The 1,270-nt window shown below is 61.3% G+C and carries 1 protein-coding gene; it reads right to left on the minus strand.

The annotated features are described in order from the left end of the window. Positions 1-1,199, minus strand: a 1,199-nt coding sequence (locus FCN18_RS38915; protein ID WP_137097597.1) for an IS256 family transposase, incomplete at its 3' end; no start/stop codon positions are given. Positions 1,200-1,270: the final 71 nt, after the last annotated feature.

Genomic DNA, 1,270 nt, shown 5'->3' on the forward strand with positions numbered 1-1,270 from the left:
GGGAAGAGGGTGACGAGGGTGTTGAGTGCTTGTTTCCAGCCCCATGTGCCTGTTCCTGATGGTCCTCCTCGGTGGCTGGTGATGTTGCGTAGTCCGAGGTAGAGGAGTTTCGTTGCGGCGGCGTCGCTGTCGAAATGTCCGCGGTTCTTGGTGAGTTTGCGGAGTTGGAAGTTGATGTTCTCGATGAGGTTTGTGGTGTAGATGACCCGGCGTAGTTCGGGTGGGTAGTCGAGGAACGGGGTGAAATCGTTCCAGGCGTGTTGCCATACCTGGACGGCGGCGGGGTATTGGGTGCCGAATTCTTTGTCGAAGTTCTTCAGTGCGATCTCGGCGGCCTCGAGTGTGGGGGCGGTGTAGATGTCGCGCATTCCGGCGGCGACCTTTTTGCGGTCGCTGTAGGAGATGAAGCGCATGGCGTTGCGGATCACGTGTACCACGCAGGTTTGGATCACGGTGTCGGGAAACGCCGAGCGGATCGCGTCGGGCAGTCCGGTCAGTCCGTCGCAGCAGGCGATCACGATGTCTTTCACGCCGCGGTTGCGTAGGTCGGTGAGGACCTTGGCCCAGAACTTCGCGGCTTCGGTGTCGGCGATCCAGAGCCCGAGGGCGTGTTTGCGGCCCTCGACGTCTACGCCGAGGGCCAAGTAGCCGACCTTGGTGGTGACCACGCCCTTGTCCTTGATCCGCAGGCGCAGCCCGTCCACGTACAGGATGGGATACACCTCGTCCAACGGGCGGGATTGCCAGAGTGCGATCTCGTCGACCACGACCTCGGTGACATTGGAAATCAATTCCCGCGACGCGTTCACGCCGTATACTTCGTGCAGGTGGGATTCAATATCGCGGGTGGTCATGCCACGTGAATACAGTGACAGGATCGCCTCGTCGATGTTGCCGAGACGTCGGGCGCGTTTCGGCACGATCGCGGGCTCGAACGAGCCATTCCGATCCCGCGGCACTGCGACCTCGATCGGGCCGTTCGTCGTGGACACCGTTTTCGTCGACTTGCCATTGCGTGAATTACCACTCCCGGCGCCGGCCGGGTCGCCTTTCTCGTAGCCGAGGTGATGTGTCATCTCGGTTTCCAGCGAGCGCTCCAGCACGGCCTTGGTCATGCGATTCAGCAATTCCTGGGCACCCAACGCGCCGCCATTGGCGTAGGCGTCTTTCACCAAAGCATCAAGGGCCTCCGATGACAACGCGCCGGCGAGCGCCTTACCGGCCGCGGAATCCCCAGCCTGAGTAGGTGTGTTCTCGGTCACAGATGGAT

Origin of the sequence: Prauserella endophytica (assembly GCF_005146945.1) — a bacterium.
Classification (GTDB): domain Bacteria; phylum Actinomycetota; class Actinomycetes; order Mycobacteriales; family Pseudonocardiaceae; genus Prauserella_A; species Prauserella_A endophytica.